This window comes from Streptomyces cyaneofuscatus (assembly GCF_033109485.1).
Lineage (GTDB): Bacteria > Actinomycetota > Actinomycetes > Streptomycetales > Streptomycetaceae > Streptomyces > Streptomyces cyaneofuscatus.
Window position 1 is genome coordinate 2992679 of the sequence record NZ_CP137002.1, and the last position, 16336, is coordinate 3009014.

Consider the following 16336-nt stretch of genomic DNA (forward strand, 5'->3'; position numbering starts at 1 on the left):
CGCGCAGAGAACGGGGATCCCCATGAGCGAGCCGACTCCTTCACCTGGCGACGCCTACAAGTGGGGCCCTCCCCAGCAGCAGCCCGGCCACCCGCCGACGGTGGCCGACGGCCAGGCGTACGGGTACCCGCCGCCGGGCGGCGCGCCCGCGTACGGCTATCCGCAGCCGCTGCCGGAGTCGGCGACCGAGCCGGGCCCGGGGTACGGCTATCCGTACCCGGGGCAGCCGACGATGCCGGGCCAGTACCTCCCCGTACCGCAGGGCGTGCCCGGTCAGGGCGGGGTCCCGGTGCTGTCGATCGGTGACATCACGGTCATGAGCGACGCGATCGTCACCCCTTCGGGGACGATGCCGCTCAAGGGCGCGGTCTGGACGGCGACCGACATGTCGCGCACCGAGGAGAAGATCCCGGCGCACGCGATCGTGCTGGCGATCGTCTTCGCCCTGTTCTGCCTGATCGGGCTGCTGTTCCTGCTGATGAAGGAGAAGCGGACCGTCGGGTTCGTCCAGGTCACGGTCACCAGCGGCGGCCGCCACCACGGGACGATGATCCCCGCGACGGGCCCGCACACCTTCCCTGGCGTGATGGGCCAGGTCAACCAGGCCCGCTCGATGAGCGCCTGAGCACCGGGCCCCCGCGCCATGGCACGTTTCGAGCACACGGTCACCGTCGCCGCCCTGGACCGCCACTGGTTCGAGGAGGCCGCCGGGCATGCGGTGGACCTCTTCGACGCCTCCCGGGAGCAGGACGGCGCGGTCCTGCTGCCCGACGGGCGCCCGATACACGGCCTCCGGCTGCTGAAGGGGCGTCATCTGCAGTCGGGGGCGCGGTACGGGGAGAACGTGACGGAGAGCCCGGAGGAGAAGGGCGCGGTGGGCACCCCGGAGGCCGCCGTCCTGCGTGAGTGGCGGCCCTCCCGCACCGTCGAGGTGGAGAGCCGCGTGGCGGAGGAGGGCATGTCCCTGCGGGTCGGGGTGCGGCTGCGCGAGCCCCGTACGCCCAAGGCGCTGGAGGTGTCCCTCGACGGGCACAACCCGCAGGGCGGTTCGCTGTACCGCTTCTCGGGCCGCGCCAAGGCCGACCTGCACGCCTGGTGGGCGGCGCTGGAGAGGCCCTCCTCGGCGCCGCCGGCCGCCCGCGCCCCGGTCGTCGGCACGGCGAAGCACCGGCTGGGCAAGGCCCGGCTGACGGTGACCCCGCGCCCGGCCGAGGACGGCACCTGGCGGGTCTCCGTCGTGCTGAGCGTGCGCGGGCGGTGGCTGCTGCGGCCGGTCGCGGCGGTGGGGCTGCTCTTCGCCCGGAGACCGGTCGAGCGGGGCTTCCGGGAGGGCGTGGACAGCGCGGCCGAGGAGTGGGCCGAGCTGCTGGCGGAGCTGCCGTCGCTGAACGGTGAGGCGCTGCGCGCGGAGATCGCGGACGCACTGACCACTCCCTGATCGGTCACTGACCCGTAGACCCCTTCTTGAACATGTTCAAGAAGGGGTCTACAGTCATGCCCAAGAGCAGTTTTGAACGCGTTCAAAGGAGGGTGGGGCATGGACCTCACTGTTGTCGCGTACGTCCTCTACCTGCTGATCAGCGTGGCGCTCACCGTCTGGGTCGCCCGCACCCTCAGCCGTAACGGGCGGGTCTTCCTCGCCGACGTACTGCACGGGAACGAGAAGCTCGCCGAAGCCGTCAACCACCTGCTGGTGGTGGGCTTCTACCTGGTCAACCTCGGGTTCGTCACGCTCTACCTGAAGAACGCCGACGGGGTGGCGAACGCCCGCGAGCTGTTCGAGGCGCTCTCGGTGAAGGTCGGCGTGGTCCTGCTGGTCCTCGGCGTCATGCACCTGGGCAATGTGTACGTGCTCAGCCGCATCCGCCGCCGCAGCGCACTGGAGCGCGAGCAGACCCCGCCCGTCGCCCCGCAGGGCTGGACCAAGCCGGGGCCCACGGGCCCGTGGGCCGCGCCCGCCCCGACGCCGGGGCAGTGAGCCCGGTGACCGCCGCCGCCCCCGTCCGCCGGCTCACCGTGCTCTACGACGCGCGGTGCCCGCTCTGCGCCCACCTGCGGCACTGGCTCGGCCGCCAGCGCCAGCTCGTCCCGCTGGACCTCGTACCGGTCGGATCGGCCGAGGCGCGGCGGCGGTTCCCGGAGCTGGACCCCGCCGCCACCTACGCGGAGATCACCGTGGTGGGCGACCTCGGGCAGGTCTACCAGGGGACCTCCGCCTGGATCGTCTGCCTGTGGGCGCTGGCGAAGTACCGCTCGAAGGCCCACTGGCTGACCACTCCGGCCGGAGCGCCCTTCGCCCGGGGGACCGTGCTCGCCGCGGCGAAGTACCGGTCGGTCACGGCTCCGCGGTGCGGGCCGCAGCAGGCGTGCCCCGTACCGCCGGGTGGTCAGTGGGCTCCCCGCTAGTGTGGGGGCCGTGGTGAAGGAAGAGAAGAACGTGCAGGAGAACGGGGCCGCGAAGCCCGCCAAGGCCGCATCGTCCGGCAAGGCCGCGAAGAGCGAGCAGACCCGCACGCTGATTCTCGAGACGGCGCTCCGGCTCTTCGCCGAGCGGGGCTACGACAAGACGACGATGCGGGCGATCGCGCAGGAGGCGGGCGTCTCCACCGGGAACGCCTACTACTACTTCTCCTCCAAGGAGCACCTGGTCCAGGGCTTCTACGACCGCATCGCCGGTGAGCACGCGGCGGCGGTGCGGCCCGTCCTCACCGACGAGGCGGAGCTGGCCGACCGGATCCGGGGGGTGCTGCTGACCTGGCTGGACGTGGCGGAGCCGTACCACCGGTTCGCCGCCCAGTTCTTCAAGAACGCCGCCGACCCGGAGAGCCCGCTCTCCCCGTTCTCCGACGAGTCGGTGGCGGCCCGGGAGGCGGCGATCTCCATCCACCGGGAGACCCTCGCCGGTTCGAGCACCAAGAGCGATCCCGAACTGGCGCCGCTGCTGCCCGAGTTGCTCTGGCTGATGCAGATGGGCCTGGTGCTGTTCTGGGTGTACGACCGTTCCCCGGGCGCGGAGCGCAGCCGGCGGCTCGTCGAGCGCACCGCGCCGATCGCCGCACGGGCGATCGGGCTCTCCCGCTTCCGGGTGCTGCGACCGCTCGTACGGCAGGTTCACGCGCTGCTGGTGGAGTTCATGCCGGGTGCCCCGGCCGGGCCGGAATCCCGGCCGGCCGGGACGACGCCCGTCAGATCCAGCTGAGTTCCCACAGGCGCCAGAAGCCGGTGCCGTCGGAGAGGTACTGGGAGCCGGCGACGTCCGTCTTGGCGACGACGTAGTCCTTCTTCTGCCAGAGCGGCAGCAGCGGTACGTCCTCGCCGACCAGCTTCTGCATCTCCTTGAAGTCGTTGGAGGTGCGGCCGCGGTCGCTGAACTGCTGCGTGGCGGCGATCAGCCGGTCCATCTTCTTGCTGGAGTAGCCGCTGTGCAGGACGTTGCCGGTGCCGACGAGCGGCTGACTGAAGGTGTCGGGGTCCGGGAAGTCGGGGAACCAGCCGACGGTGTACATGTCGTACTCCCCGGCCGCGTAGCCCTTCTGGTACTTCGTCCACTCCACGGCCTTGACCGAGACCTTGAACAGTCCGTCCTTCTGGAGCTGGCGCCGGAGCTCGGCGGTCTCCTTGGTGTACATGTCGCCCTCGCGGTAGGCGAAGTTGACGGGGACCGGGGTCTCGACGCCGGCCTCCGCCAGCAGCTTCTTGGCCCGCTCCGGGTCGGAGGTGGGGTAGGCGTCGAAGAAGGGGGTGCTGTGCCCGATGTAGCCGGTGGGGATCAGCGAGTACAGCGGCTCGACCGTGCCCTGGTAGACCTTGCTGACCAGCGGGCCCCGGTCCAGGAGCGCGGCGACGGCCTGGCGGACCTTCTTCTCGCCGAACGGCGAGTTCTCCCGGGTGTTGAAGATGATGTTGCGGATCTCGGCGCTGGCCGCCTCGGTCACCCGCAGCTCCGGGTCGCCCTCGTCCAGCTCGGCGAGCTTGGAGGCCGGCAGCTGGCGGTGGGCGATGTCCACGTCACCGTTGTTCCAGGCGGTCGCCAGGTCCTCGGACGCCTTGAAGTAGCGGATGTTGACCGCTTCGCCGATCTTCTTGAGGGCACCCTTGTACTTCAGGTTCGGCACCAGCTCGGCGCGGTTGTCCGGCTCGTACGACTTGAGGACGTACGGTCCGGAGCCGTCGACCTGGTTGCCCTTGCGGAGCTCGTCCTTGGGGTACTTGGTCGGGTCGACGATCGCCGCGGCGCCGGTGGCGAGCTTCTGCGGGAAGGTCGCGTCCTTGCCGGAGAGGTTGAACGTGATCGTGCGGCCCTCGGTCGACACCGAGTCGAGCGTGGGGAAGAGACCCGCGGGGCCGACGTCCGACTTGATCGTGAAGATCCGGTCGAAGGAGTACTTGACGTCCTCGGCGGTGATCTTCCGGCCGTTGGAGAAGACCAGGTCGTCCCGGAGCTTGCACTGGTACGTCTGGAGCTTCTGCCCGACGAACGCGCAGCTCTCCGCGGCGTCCGGCTCCGGCACGATGGCCCCGGGCTTGAAGGTCATCAGCGACTGGTAGATGTTGCTGTAGATCGCCCAGGAGCCCGCGTCGTACGCGCCGGCCGGGTCCAGGGAGGAGACGACGTCCGATGTCCCGACGGTGATCGCGTCGGCCTTCGCCTCCCCCGACGGGAGCAGTTGCCAGGCGCCGACGCCTGCGATGACCAAAACCGCGAAAATCGCGAGAATCCGTACCCGGACCGACCGCATTGCCGTGCTCTCCCTTACCAGCCCCACCACGGCAGTTGCGCTCAGACACGCACACTGCCGCACGTTCGCGCTTACCCAATCACACGATTTTCACATCTGGAAGAGTAAATGGGGCGCTCACAGCCTTTTGTTGGACACGTTCCACGCAGCGTGTCCGAAAAGGCCGTTTCCCGCCTCTCACCTGCGGATTTCCGTAGCTGAGGGTGACGTTACGGTGCAGTTTTGTTGAAGAGTGCATGATCGCAACCGCAACGTCCGCAGGGGTGGGAGGCGGGCTTCGGGCCGGGTTGAGGGCCAGGTTTCCGACTGCGTTTCAGGCCTGGCGCGAGGCAAGTTCGACGACGGTGATGTCGGCGGGGGCGCCGACCCGGACCGGCGGGCCCCAGGCGCCCGCACCGCGCGAGACGAACAGCTGCGTGTCGCCGTACTGTTCGAGCCCGGCGACGGTCGGGTTGGCCAGCTCGGCGAGGTAGTTCCCCGGCCAGAGCTGTCCGCCGTGGGTGTGGCCGGAGAGCTGGAGGTCGACGCCGTGCTCGACGGCGTCGTGGATGACGACGGGCTGGTGGGCGAGGAGGACGGCGGCGCGGCCGCGGTCCCGGTCACCGAGCGCGCGGACGAAGTCGGGGCCCTGGCCCTCGGTCTCCCCCGCGATGTCGTTGACCCCGGCGAGGTCGAACCCGCCCATCTCCACCCGGGCGTTCTCCAGCGGGATCAGCCCCAGTTCGCGGACGTGGTTCACCCACTGCTCCGCGCCGGAGAAGTATTCGTGGTTGCCGGTGACGAAAAAGCTGCCGTGCCGGGCCCGCAGCCCGGCCAGCGGTTCGGCGGCGGAGCCGAGGTCGGCCACGGAGCCGTCGACGAGGTCACCGACGACGGCGACGAGGTCGGGCGAGGTGGAGTTGATGGTGTCGACGATGCGCCGGGTGTGGGCGCGGCCGAGGATCGGGCCGATGTGGATGTCGCTGACGACGGCGATCCGGAAACCGTGGGCGGCGCGGGGCAGCTTGGCGAGCGGCACGGTGACGCGCTTGACGCTCGGCCCGCGCAGCACGTTGGCGGTCCCGTAACCGACGGTGGCGAGCCCGGCCGCGGCAGCGGCGCCGCCGACGACCCGGGAGACGAAGAGGCGGCGGGAGGGGTGAGCGAGGCCGGGGGCGGGGGCAGTGGCAGTGGCGGCCGGGTCTGCTTCCGCCGGTTCCGTTTCGGCCTGTGCGGCCGGTGCCGCCTGTTCCGTATCGCGTAGCGCTTCCGCTTCCGGTTCGGCGGCCGGTGCGGTCGCCGGGGCCGGGTCGGCCGAGGTGGAGGGGCAGCTCCGGCCCGCCGGGACGAGTTCCTCCGTAGGGGGACGGGTTCCGCTCGTCGTCGCGGCGAGGGTTCCGTCCACCGCCGTTCCGGAGGTTCCGGTTCCGGCCGTGGCACGGGGTGCGGCGGCCGCGTCGCGCCGGGCGAGCACCCGGGTCAGCAGCGGGCGGACGACCTCGCCCACCAGCAGGGCCAGCGTCAGGTACATCAGGCAGGCCAGCCACAGGAACCCCGGCCAGGCGAGCACCTGCTGGAGCCAGAAGGGCGCGCCGATCCGGCCCGAGGTCATGGCGCCGAGGCTCAGCAGGGGCAGCACGAAGGCGGCGACGGTGCCCACCTTGCGCGACGTGCTGCCGGGTGCCGTCGTGTCACCGACGAACCGGCGCCACACATAGCGGTGCACGCTCGCGAGCAGCGCCAGCACCACGAGCGCCACCAGGACGAAGACCACTGCTGCCATCCGCGCTTCCCTACGTTCCTGTTCTCATGCGCGCTCGTCGCGCAAAGCCCGGACACCACGCAACCCGATCGCGCCGACCACCGTCCCCAGAGACAAGGACGTGATGGCGAGCAGCAGGTGCACCCAGAAGTAGCCGGTCGGCTCACCCGCGTCGTCGAACGCGAGACCACTGCCGTCCTGCCACAGGTTCTTGACGAAAGAGATCCAGATGAACCAGCTCCACACCCCGAAGACGAGCAGGAACCAGGAGACGGGGCGGCTGAGCTTCATGGGTCCAGTATCGCCGCCGCCCTCCGGGCCCCTCGTCCGGGGTGGCGTCCGAAAGGAGCAGTCCCGGCCATCCCTCCGGCGGGTCAGCCGGTCCGGGTCCTCATCCACATCTTCGCCCTGTACTTTTTCGACCGTGCCTGCTCTGAAAAAGATCGCTTCGACGGTCATCTCCGCCGCCCTGCTGTCGACTCTTGCCCTCACTCCCGCGCACGCGGCCGACAAGGACGAGAAGGACGACAAGCAGCCCAAGCCGCCGAGCACGATGTCGAGCCTGGGCGGGGAGCAGCTCGCCAAGACGGGCGCCCAGGTCAACCTGGGCCCCGGCGCACCGGTCCTGCCGAAGAAGCTGTCCGGACGCTCATGGGTCGTCGCGGACGCGGAGAGCGGCGACATCCTGGCCGCGCACAACGCGCACTGGCGGCTGCCCCCCGCCTCCACCCTGAAGATGCTGTTCGCGGACACGGTCCTGCCCGCACTCCAGCCCACCTCCCTGACCCACACGGTGAAGCAGAGCGAGCTGACGGGGGTCGGCGAGGGCAGCAGCCTGGTGGGCATCAAGGAGGACCACACGTACACGGTCCACGACCTGTGGCTCGGCGTCTTCCTGCGGTCGGGCAACGACGCGGTGCACGTGCTCTCGGAGATGTACGGGGGTGTCCCCAAGACGGTGGCGGCGATGCAGAAGCACGCCGAGGAGCTCCAGGCACTGGACACGACGGTGGTCTCGCCGGACGGCTACGACGCGCCGGGCCAGGTCTCCAGCGCCTACGACCTGACGCTGATCGCCCGCAGCGGGATGCAGAAGAAGGACTTCCGCGAGTACGCGGCGACCGCGTCCGCCGACTTCCCCGGTGAGAAGAAGAAGGGGAAGAAGCGCGAGAGCTTCGAGATCCAGAACACCAATCGGCTGATCACCGGGGACATCGGCGTCGACCCGTACAAGGGCATCGCCGGTGTCAAGAACGGCTACACGACCCACGCGGGCTCCACGTTCACCGGGGTCGCCGAGCGCAACGGCCGGGTGCTGCTGGTGACCGTCATGAACCCGTCGGCGGAGGAGAGCCACGCCGTCTACAAGGAGGCCGCCCACCTCCTGGACTGGGGCTTCGCCGCGAGCGGCAAGGTGACCCCGGTCGGGCAGCTGGTGCCGCCGAAGTCGGTGGACACCGGGAACCTGAACGGCGGCAAGGGCGCACAGCCGGCCGCCGGCGCGGACCAGGGCTCCGGCGGCCAGGCGAAGGCCGCGCACGCGGCGACGGCCGCCCGGGGCTCCGGCGGGGTCGGGATCGCGCTGGCGATCATCGGCGGGGTGCTGGTGGCCCTGGCCGCCGCGGTGTTCCTGGTGAACCAGCGCTGGCCGGTGCCGGGGCTGACCCGTCGTATGCCTGCCAAGGCCGATGCGACCGAGCCCGCCACGTCCGCCGGACCCGCCGAGTCCACCGAGTCCAGCGACGCCGCCTGGCCGAAGGCTTCGGCGAAGGCAGCCGACGCGGCCGGCCCCGCCGAGAAGTCCTAGGCGCGGGTGGAGCCGCCCCGCGCCACGGCGTCGGCGGCATCCCCCGTCCCGGGCTCCGGCGCGTCCTCCGCCCGGCCCTCGCCCAGCTCCTCCGCCTTGGACCCGGTCGCGGTCCAGGAGGCGCAGAACAGCAGCAGCTTGGCGGAGAAGTTGATCCACAGGAGCAGCGCGATCGGCACGCCGAACGCGCCGTACATGCTCTTGCCCGCGACCCCCTTCATATAGCTGCCGAGCAGCAGCTTCAGCAGCTCGAAGCCGACCGCGCCGATCAGGGCCGCGACCACGAGCCGGCGCCGGGGCGGCTCCACCCCGGGCAGCAGCGACAGCAGATAGAGGATCAGCAGGAAGTCGGCGAGGACCGCGACCGCCAGGGCGGCGATCTGGAGCAGGATGCCGCCCACGCCGCCGTGGGAGATGCCGAGCCGGTCGGCACTCCAGCCGACGGCCGTCGTGCCGACGGTGGAGACCGCCAGGGTGGCGAGCGCGGCTCCCCCGAGGCCGACCAGCAGCACGGCGTCCTTCAGCTTGGCGACGACCGGGTTGGCCTCCTGGACGTCGTCCAGCTCCCAGACCGCGCGCAGGCACTCCCGCATCGAGCCGATCCAGCCGACGCCCGTGAACAGCAGCAGCGCACCGGCCACCAGACCGACCGTGCCCGCGTTGGCGACCAGGGTGTCGATGCCGAGCTGGTCGGAGATGCCCGGCACCTGCTCGGCGAGCTTGTCCTTGATGGTGTCCAGCTGCTTGTCGCTCAGCAGCGCCGCCGCGATCGCCGCGCCGACCGCGATCAGCGGGAAGAGCGCCAGGAAGCTGATGAAGGTGATCGCGGCGGCGAGCCTGGCCCAGTGGACCTTCTCCAGCCGCTCGTAGGAGCGCCAGGCGTGCGTCTCCATCAGCCGGGAGACTAGCGGCCCGACGACGGGGAGTTTCTTGAGCCAGTCCATGAACGTACGCGTACCCTCCCGGGCCCGAAAGACCGCGGGCCGCACCGGGCAACTCTTCCGGACGCGTCCGGAAGGTCTACCGCTCCTCCCGGTGACACGCACGCCGTCACCCATTCCGGTGAGCGGTGTAACAAAAGGTACGAATAGGTTTTCCCGGACGATACGCCCCGGGCTACGGTCACGGGCATGTCCGTCGACACGGTGTCCTTGACCGGCTGGGGCCGCACCGCCCCGACCACCGCCGTACGGTTTCGCCCCCGTACGTACGAGGAGGCGGCTGCCGTGGTCCGGGGCCGCGGGCCCCGGGGCGCCCTGGCCCGGGGTCTCGGGCGGGCGCCCGGTGACGCGGCGCAGAACGCGGGCGGCTCGGTGCTCGACATGACCGGCCTGGACCGGGTCCGCGCCCTGGACGAGGCAGCGGGGACGGTCCGCTGCGACGCGGGGGTGACCCTGGACCGGCTGCTGCGGATCCTCCTGTCGCGCGGCCTGTTCCTGCCGGTCGTGCCCGGGACGGGCAGGGTCACGGTGGGCGGCGCGATCGGCTCCGACGTGCACGGCCAGGACCACCCGGGGGCCGGTTCGCTCGCCCGGCACGTGGACGGCCTGGAGCTCCTCACCGCCGACGGCGAGGTGCGTACGGTGACGCCGGGCACCGCCCTCTTCGACGCGACCACCGGCGGCCTGGGGCTGACCGGGGTGATCCTCTCCGCCACCCTCCGGCTGAAGCGCGTGGCCACCCCGCTGGTCTCCGTCTCCACCGAGCGGGCCACGGACCTGGACGACCTGCTGGCCCGCTTCACGGCGGCCGGGAGTGATCGGACGCCGTACGCCTCCGCCTGGATCGACCTGCTCGCGGGGGGCCGGGCGACCGGACGCGGGGTCCTCACCCGAGGGGAGCACGCGCCCCCTTCCGCGCTACCGGCGCACGCTCGGCGCACGATGCGCGCCCCGCGCACGGTCGAGCCGGAGCGCCGCCCCACCGGGCCGCTCCTCCCCGGCGGGCTGCTGGGCCGGACCGCCACCGCTTTCCTCAACGAGGTCCGCTACCGGAGTGCGCCCCGCGCCCGGACCGGCGAGCTCCGCACCACCGCCGCCTTCTTCCACGCCTCGGACGCGCTCCCCGACGCGAACCGGCTGTACGGCCGCGCCGGGCTCGTGCGCTACAGGTTCACCGTCGGGTACGGGCAGGAGGAGACGCTGCACCGCGTCGTGCGGCGGATCTCGGCGCGGCGCTGCCCCGCGCTCCGGGCCGAACTCCAGCGGTTCGGCGCCCCGTCGCCCGGGTGGCTGTCGTTCCCGGCGCCCGGCTGGACGCTCGCCGTCGACCTGCCCGCAGCCCTGCCCGGCCTCGGCCGCTTCCTGGACGGGCTCGACGAGGAGGTGGCGGCCGCCGGGGGCCGGGTCTGCCTGGCGCAGGACGCGCGGATGCGGCCGGAGACGGCGGCCGCGATGTACCCGGGGCTCGGCGCGTTCCGGGAGCTGCGGGCGGAGCTGGACCCGACGGGGGCGTTCCGCTCGGACCTGGCCCGCCGGCTCGCCCTGTGACGTACCCGCCCCACCACTCCCCCGTGGTGCTTTCCCACCCCCTGAACAGGAGTGTTCCGTGAAGGACGCCTTCGGTGCCCCGCAGTCCCTGCTCGTCCTCGGCGGCACCTCCGAGATCGCCCTGGCCACCGCGCGCCGTCTGATCGCGCTGCGCACCCGCCGGGTCTGGCTGGCGGGCCGCCCCTCCCCCGCCCTGGACGCGGCCGCCGTCGAGCTGCGCGACCGGGGCGCCGACGTCCGTACGGTCGCGTTCGACGCGCTGGACCCCGGCGCGCACGAGGAGGTGCTGGGCAAGGTCTTCGCGGAGGGCGACATCGATGTGGTGCTGATGGCGTTCGGGATCGCCGGGGACCAGGCGCGCGACGAGGAGGAGCCGCTGGCCGCCGTCCGGGTCGCCCAGACCAACTACACCGGGGCGGTCTCGGCCGGGCTGGTGTGCGCGGGCGCGCTCCAGGCGCAGGGGCACGGTTCGCTGGTGGTGCTGTCCTCGGTGGCCGGGGAGCGCGCCCGGCGGGCCGACTTCATCTACGGCTCCAGCAAGGCGGGGCTCGACACCTTCGCCCAGGGGCTCGGGGACGCGCTCCAGGGCACCGGCGTACAGGTGATGGTCGTGCGCCCCGGCCCCGTACGGACCCGGGCCCAGGCCGGGCGGCCGGAGCAGCCGCTCTCCACCACCCCGGAGGCGGTCGCCGGGGCGATCGTGACGGGGCTGCGGCGACGCTCGGAGACGGTGTGGGTGCCCGGTTCGCTGCGGGTGGTGATGTCGGCACTGCGGCACGCGCCGCGCCCGCTGTTCCGCCGCCTGCCGGTGTGATCACCGGCAGGTCGGTCAGTGGCTCTGCCGGGGTGTCTGGGAGCGGAAGCTGCGGCCGAGTTCGGGGCCCAGCCCGAAGTAGTGACGGAAGTTGTAGATCAGTGGGCTCCACACGGTCGGGTCGATGTGCTGGGAGCCGGGGACGACGATGCGCGGATCGGCGTGGACCCTGAGCACCTGGGCCTCGACGATGAGGAACGCTCCGGAGGCATCGGGTTGGACCCGGGCGGCGCGGGCCTCCAGCTGGATAGGACATTCGGCGGCCCTGGGCGGCCGAACCAGCTCGGAGGGTTCAGGTCGCAGGCCGGCAGCGGCGAACTTGTCCGGCTCGAAACGGAAGGTGCCGCGCTTGTCCACGGGTATCGGGGTGCGTCCGGTCAGCGGCGCCAGCCGCTCCACCGCCGGCCACTGGGCGGGCGCGGGGAGGTTGACCACGAGATCGGGGCGGCTGCGGAGATTGTGCGCGGTCTGTCCCCCAGGCCCCAGACCGAGGACGATGACGTGGCCCAGTGCCCAGGCCGAGGACATCGGCGCCAGATTGAAGGAGCCGTTCTCGTTCTCCGTCGAGAGCAGTACGACCGGCGTCCCGAAGTACAGGATGCTCGGCTCGATGGCCGCATGGGCGGCCGACGTGTTGTCGGGTGTGGTGCTGGGTGTCGCGGTGTCCATGGGAGTCGACCGTAGGGTGAAGACTCTTCGGCCCTCGCCGAAGGATCGCTGGTGGATGATGGACGGCGATGAGAAACCATGACGCGCACCTGGAGGGCCCGGACCTGGCCGCTCTGGCCGGACTTCTGGCGGACGGCACCCGCGCGAGCTTCTGCCTGGCCCTTCTGGACGGTCGGGCATGGACCGCGACCGAGTTGGCGCGCCATGCCGGGGTGGCCGCCTCGACGGCCACCGAGCACCTGAACCTCCTGGTCGGCGGAGGACTGCTCGCGCAGGAGCGTCAGGGCCGTCATCGCTACGTCCGCCTCGCCGATCCCGAGACGGCCCAGCTGATCGAGACCCTTGCCTCCATGGCGCCTCGACGCGGCGATCAGCCCCGCTCACTGCCCGCTGTCAACCGGAGCCGGGCGTTGGCCCGCGCCCGCACGTGCTATGACCACCTCGCGGGCGCCCTCGGGGTCGCGATCACCGAGGCGATGACCGACCGGGGGCTGCTGGACTGGGAGCAGGGGCTTACGCTCACCGGCAACGGGACCGACTGGCTGGCCGAGCTCGGCATCGTGCCGTCGGCCGCTACGCGGCGTCCGCCCGTCCGCTCGTGCCTGGACTGGACCGAACGCCGCCCTCACCTGGCCGGTGCCGTCGGTGCCTCCCTGTGCCGTCACGCCTTCGACTCCGGTTGGATCACCCGGATCGGCACCGGCCGCGCCGTCGCTCTCACCGAGACCGGTCGCGGCGCGCTTCGAGTCCACCTCGGCCTGTCCGGCGAGACGCACACTCCCATCGGATGACCACCGATCCCACCCGGCCAGACACCCCCTAGGGGCGCAGGGACTGCGCGTCGACCGAGTAGCCGCCCTGGGCCGGGACGGCGGGGGTGGAGCCGCCGGACCCGAACGGGAAGTCCCGGATCTTGCGCCAGACGGCGTCCGCGCCCTGCTCGTACAGGGCGAAGGAACCGCAGGTCCAGGCCGCCTCGTAGTCGGCGAGCTCCGCGTACGCCCGGTCCATCGCCTCTTCGGAGATGCCGTGCGCCACGGTGACGTGCGGGTGGTACGGGAACTGGAGCTCCCGTACCAGCGGCCCCGAGGCGTCCCGGACCCGCTTCTGGAGCCAGGAGCAGGCCGAGGCGCCCTCCACGACCTGGACGAAGACCACCGGCGAGAGCGGCCGGAATGTGCCGGTGCCGGAGAGCCGCATCGGGAAGGGGCGGCCGGCCGTGGCGATCGTGTCGAGGTGCGCCTCGATCGCCGGCAGGTCGGCCGCCTCCGCCTCGGTCGGCGGCATGAGGGTGACATGGGTGGGAATGCCGTACGCGGCAGGATCCCCGAAGCTCGCGCGCCGCTCCTGGAGCAGGCTGCCGTAGGGCTCCGGGACCGCGATCGAAACGCCGAGCGTTACGGTCCCCACGTCGTTCTCCTCAATCGTCGATGGTCGGTTTCCGGCCTTGCGCCGCGACCTGCCGCCGCAAGTGTGGCCCCTGGGAGCGTGATCTCGCCAGAGTCCTTGGACTCAGTGCTTCGCGGGCAGGAAGCCCATCCGGTCGTACGTCTGCGCCAGGGTCTCGGCGGCGACGGCCCTGGCCTTCTCCGCTCCCTTGGCCAGGATGGAGTCCAGCGTCTCCGGGTCGTCCAGATATTCCTGGGTGCGGAGCTGGAAGGGGGTGACGAATTCCACCATGGCCTCGGCCAGGTCGGTCTTCAGCGCCCCGTACCCCTTGCCCTCGTACTTCCGTTCCAGATCCTCGATCGTGCTGCCCGAGAGGGTGGAGAGGATCGTGAGCAGGTTGCTGACGCCCGGCTTCTTCTCCTCGTCGAAGCGGATCACCGTGTCGGTGTCGGTGACCGCGCTCTTGACCTTCTTCGCCGTGGCCTTCGGGTCGTCGAGGAGGTTGATGAGGCCCTTCGGCGTGGAGGCCGACTTGCTCATCTTGACCGCCGGGTCCTGGAGGTCGAGGATCTTCGCCGTCTCCTTGAGGATGTACGGCGCCGGAACGGTGAACGTCTGCCCGAACCGGCCGTTGAAGCGCTCCGCGAGGTCGCGGGTCAGCTCGATGTGCTGGCGCTGGTCACCACCGACCGGGACCTGGTCGGCCTGGTAGAGCAGGATGTCGGCGACCTGGAGGACCGGGTAGGTGAAGAGGCCGACGGTGGCGCGGTCGGCGCCCTGCTTGGCGGACTTGTCCTTGAACTGCGTCATCCGGGAGGCCTCGCCGAAGCCGGTGAGGCAGTTCATCACCCAGCCGAGCTGCGCGTGCTCGGGCACATGGCTCTGGACGAAGAGCGTGCACCGCTCCGGGTCCAGGCCGGCCGCGAGGAGCTGCGCCACGGCGAGCCGGGTGTTGGCCCGCAGCTCGGCGGGGTCCTGCGGCACCGTGATCGCGTGCAGGTCCACGACCATGTAGAAGGCGTCGTGGGTCTCCTGCAGCGCCACCCACTGGCGCACCGCGCCCAGGTAGTTGCCGAGGTGGAACGAGCCTGCGGTGGGCTGGATCCCGGAGAGCACACGGGGGCGGGAGGGCGCGCCGGTGCGGCCCGTCTGCGGCTGGTCGGTGGAGAGCGCGGGGCGATCAGAGGCCATGGGCCCATTGTCTCAGGTGCGGGGGCGATCCCCGGCAGCCGGTGCGGGGCGCAGCGGGGGCGCACCCGCTCGGGTGCCGGTCCGCTCGCGCCCCGGGAGCGCGGACCTGAGACGAAGCACACATTCCGGCCGCCGGAGCGCGCGCGGGCGGGCGCGAGGGTGGGCACGGGAGAAGCGCGCGGGCGGGCGCGCCGGAGAGTGCAGGTTTCCCTGCGCCGGATGCGACCGACGATACAAAGTGGGCACCACCCCCGCCCACGCCGTACGACGAACGGAGATCCCGTGTCTGCCACGGAAACCGCCATCGCCTCCGCCGAGGCGCACAGCGCGCACAACTACCACCCGTTGCCGGTCGTCGTGGCCTCGGCGGAGGGTGCCTGGATGACCGATGTCGAGGGGCGCCGCTACCTCGATCTGCTCGCCGGGTACTCGGCGCTCAACTTCGGTCACGGCAACCGCCGTCTGATCGACGCGGCCAAGGCCCAGCTGGAGCGGGTGACGCTGACCTCCCGGGCCTTCCACCACGACCGGTTCGCCGACTTCTGTACGGAGCTGGCCGCGCTGTGCGGCATGGAGATGGTGCTCCCGATGAATACGGGGGCGGAGGCGGTGGAGACGGCGGTGAAGACCGCCCGGAAGTGGGGCTACCGGGTCAAGGGCGTCCCGGACGGGATGGCGAAGATCATCGTGGCCTCGGACAACTTCCACGGCCGCACGACGACGATCATCAGCTTCTCCACGGACCCGGAGGCGAGGGCCGACTACGGCCCGTACACCCCGGGGTTCGAGATCGTGCCGTACGGGGATCTCACCGCGCTCCGGGAGGCGATGACGGAGAACACCGTGGCGGTGCTGATCGAGCCGATCCAGGGTGAGGCGGGCGTGCTGGTGCCGCCGGCCGGCTATCTGCCCGGGGTGCGGGAGCTGACGCGCGAGCGGAACGTGCTCTTCATCGCGGACGAGATCCAGTCGGGCCTGGGGCGTACCGGGAAGACGTTCGCGCTGGAGCACGAGGGCGTGGTCCCGGACATGTACGTGCTGGGCAAGGCGCTCGGCGGCGGGGTGGTGCCGGTGTCGGCCGTCGTCTCGTCGGCGGAGATCCTCGGGGTCTTCCGGCCCGGCGAGCACGGCTCCACCTTCGGCGGGAACCCGCTGGCGTGCGCGGTGGCGCTGGAGGTGATCGCGATGCTGCGGACCGGCGAGTACCAGGAGCGGGCCGCCGAGCTGGGCGACCATCTGCACCGGGAGCTGGGGCTGCTGGCCGGGGGCGGCGCGGTGGAGACCGTACGGGGCCGGGGGCTGTGGGCGGGCGTCGACATCGCGCCCGCCCTGGGCACCGGCCGGCAGATCTCCGAGCGGCTGATGGAGGAGCGGGTGCTGGTGAAGGACACCCATGGCTCCACCATCCGGATCGCGCCGCCGCTGGTGATCTCCAAGGAGGACCTGGACTGGGGGCTCGACCGGCTGCGGACGGTGCTGAGCGCCTGAGCCACTGCC

The 16336-nt window shown here is 71.6% G+C and carries 17 protein-coding genes; 10 read left to right on the forward strand and 7 right to left on the reverse strand.

Annotation, left to right across the window (positions count from 1 at the left end):
- Window positions 1-22 precede the first annotated feature (22 nt).
- From R2B67_RS12685 to R2B67_RS12705, 5 genes are all read left to right on the forward strand, one after another.
- A complete protein-coding gene (locus R2B67_RS12685; protein WP_317817966.1) occupies window positions 23-625 on the forward strand; it encodes a hypothetical protein in 603 nt (200 codons plus the stop codon).
- An 18-nt stretch (window positions 626-643) separates the two neighbouring features.
- Window positions 644-1438, forward strand: a complete 795-nt coding sequence (locus R2B67_RS12690) for a hypothetical protein (RefSeq protein WP_317817968.1) — start codon at window positions 644-646, stop codon at window positions 1436-1438.
- 99 nt (window positions 1439-1537) lie between these two features.
- A complete protein-coding gene (locus R2B67_RS12695; protein WP_018510468.1) occupies window positions 1538-1978 on the forward strand; it encodes a hypothetical protein in 441 nt (146 codons plus the stop codon).
- Entirely contained in the window at window positions 1975-2406 is a 432-nt protein-coding gene (locus R2B67_RS12700) for a thiol-disulfide oxidoreductase DCC family protein (protein WP_317817970.1), read from the forward strand. The genes R2B67_RS12695 and R2B67_RS12700 overlap by 4 nt, the downstream gene beginning before the upstream one ends.
- Window positions 2407-2416: 10 nt before the next feature.
- A complete protein-coding gene (locus R2B67_RS12705) occupies window positions 2417-3199 on the forward strand; it encodes a TetR/AcrR family transcriptional regulator (RefSeq protein WP_317817972.1) in 783 nt (260 codons plus the stop codon).
- Here R2B67_RS12705 and R2B67_RS12710 read toward each other — a convergent pair.
- The 3 genes from R2B67_RS12710 to R2B67_RS12720 form a co-directional block, all read right to left on the reverse strand.
- On the reverse strand, window positions 3186-4739 hold the full coding sequence (locus tag R2B67_RS12710) for an ABC transporter substrate-binding protein (RefSeq protein ID WP_317817974.1): 1554 nt from the start codon (window positions 4737-4739) through the stop codon (window positions 3186-3188). The genes R2B67_RS12705 and R2B67_RS12710 overlap by 14 nt on opposite strands.
- Before the next feature lie 313 nt (window positions 4740-5052).
- Window positions 5053-6492, reverse strand: coding sequence for a metallophosphoesterase (locus R2B67_RS12715; protein ID WP_317824836.1), 1440 nt, complete (start codon window positions 6490-6492; stop codon window positions 5053-5055).
- 33 nt (window positions 6493-6525) lie between these two features.
- Entirely contained in the window at window positions 6526-6771 is a 246-nt protein-coding gene (locus tag R2B67_RS12720; RefSeq protein ID WP_030561670.1) for an SCO4848 family membrane protein, read from the reverse strand.
- A 133-nt stretch (window positions 6772-6904) separates the two neighbouring features.
- Here R2B67_RS12720 and R2B67_RS12730 point away from each other — a divergent pair, with 133 nt between their 5' ends.
- The gene (locus R2B67_RS12730; RefSeq protein ID WP_317824837.1) at window positions 6905-8287 is read left to right on the forward strand and encodes a D-alanyl-D-alanine carboxypeptidase family protein; all 1383 of its coding nucleotides are present in this window, start codon (window positions 6905-6907) and stop codon (window positions 8285-8287) included.
- On the opposite strand, the gene R2B67_RS12735 is transcribed toward R2B67_RS12730, so the two are convergent.
- Entirely contained in the window at window positions 8284-9231 is a 948-nt protein-coding gene (locus R2B67_RS12735; protein ID WP_317817975.1) for a YihY/virulence factor BrkB family protein, read from the reverse strand. The two genes, R2B67_RS12730 and R2B67_RS12735, sit on opposite strands and share 4 nt — an antisense overlap.
- Before the next feature lie 186 nt (window positions 9232-9417).
- Between R2B67_RS12735 and R2B67_RS12740 the strand changes: the two genes are divergently transcribed.
- Together R2B67_RS12740 and R2B67_RS12745 are read left to right on the forward strand one after the other, a co-directional pair.
- Window positions 9418-10776, forward strand: a complete 1359-nt coding sequence (locus tag R2B67_RS12740) for an FAD-binding oxidoreductase (RefSeq protein WP_317817977.1) — start codon at window positions 9418-9420, stop codon at window positions 10774-10776.
- Between the two features lie 58 nt (window positions 10777-10834).
- Window positions 10835-11590 carry a decaprenylphospho-beta-D-erythro-pentofuranosid-2-ulose 2-reductase gene (locus tag R2B67_RS12745; protein ID WP_317817978.1) on the forward strand — a complete coding sequence of 252 codons (756 nt, stop codon included), beginning with the start codon at window positions 10835-10837 and terminating at the stop codon, window positions 11588-11590.
- Between the two features lie 15 nt (window positions 11591-11605).
- Here the strand turns inward: R2B67_RS12745 and R2B67_RS12750 are convergent, their stop codons facing one another.
- Window positions 11606-12259 carry a flavin reductase family protein gene (locus R2B67_RS12750; protein ID WP_317817980.1) on the reverse strand — a complete coding sequence of 218 codons (654 nt, stop codon included), beginning with the start codon at window positions 12257-12259 and terminating at the stop codon, window positions 11606-11608.
- Between the two features lie 68 nt (window positions 12260-12327).
- Between R2B67_RS12750 and R2B67_RS12755 the strand changes: the two genes are divergently transcribed.
- The gene (locus R2B67_RS12755; RefSeq protein WP_317817981.1) at window positions 12328-13050 is read left to right on the forward strand and encodes a helix-turn-helix domain-containing protein; all 723 of its coding nucleotides are present in this window, start codon (window positions 12328-12330) and stop codon (window positions 13048-13050) included.
- 28 nt (window positions 13051-13078) lie between these two features.
- Here the strand turns inward: R2B67_RS12755 and R2B67_RS12760 are convergent, their stop codons facing one another.
- A complete protein-coding gene (locus tag R2B67_RS12760) occupies window positions 13079-13669 on the reverse strand; it encodes a 2'-5' RNA ligase family protein (protein ID WP_317817982.1) in 591 nt (196 codons plus the stop codon).
- A gap of 102 nt (window positions 13670-13771) precedes the next feature.
- Window positions 13772-14764, reverse strand: a complete 993-nt coding sequence (gene trpS / locus R2B67_RS12765; RefSeq protein ID WP_109981094.1) for a tryptophan--tRNA ligase — start codon at window positions 14762-14764, stop codon at window positions 13772-13774.
- Window positions 14765-15121: 357 nt separating this feature from the next.
- Between trpS and rocD the strand changes: the two genes are divergently transcribed.
- Window positions 15122-16327: an ornithine--oxo-acid transaminase gene (gene rocD / locus R2B67_RS12770; protein WP_237327574.1), complete on the forward strand. Its 1206-nt coding sequence runs from the start codon at window positions 15122-15124 to the stop codon at window positions 16325-16327.
- The last annotated feature ends 9 nt before the right edge of the window (window positions 16328-16336 follow it).